This window comes from Streptomyces sp. MMG1121, assembly GCF_001280015.1.
GTDB lineage: Bacteria > Actinomycetota > Actinomycetes > Streptomycetales > Streptomycetaceae > Streptomyces.
Genome location: NZ_LGDV01000089.1, coordinates 1 through 390, shown reverse-complemented (window position 1 = coordinate 390; position 390 = coordinate 1). Strand labels below are relative to the sequence as shown.

Below are 390 nucleotides of genomic sequence, written 5' to 3'. Positions count from 1 at the left end.
TGTGGACGAGCCGTCGCCGAAGGTGGACTGGTCGGCGGGTGCGGTGGAGCTGCTGACGGAGTCGCGGGAGTGGCCGACGGCTGAGGGGCGTCCGCGTCGAGCCGCGGTCTCCTCCTTCGGTATCAGCGGCACCAACGCCCACGTCATCCTGGAATCCGCCGAGAACGACATTCCCGAGCCGACCGTACCGCGCGGCAGCGTGCCGCTCGTCCTGTCGGGCAGGACAGCCGACGCGGTGACGGCGCAGGCCCGTCGCCTCACGGACCATCTCGAACTGCACCGCGACCTGGACCTGACGGATGTGGCGTATTCGCTGGCCACCTCCCGGGCGCATTTTGATCATCGTGCGGTGGTGGTGGCGGGTTCGGTGGAGGAGGCGCGGGAGGGGCT

At 70.0% G+C, this 390-nt stretch carries 1 protein-coding gene; it reads left to right on the top strand.

Going from position 1 to position 390, the window contains the following annotated elements:
* Window positions 1-390, top strand: a 390-nt coding sequence (locus ADK64_RS09825) for a ketoacyl-synthetase C-terminal extension domain-containing protein (protein ID WP_324614387.1), incomplete at both ends; no start/stop codon positions are given.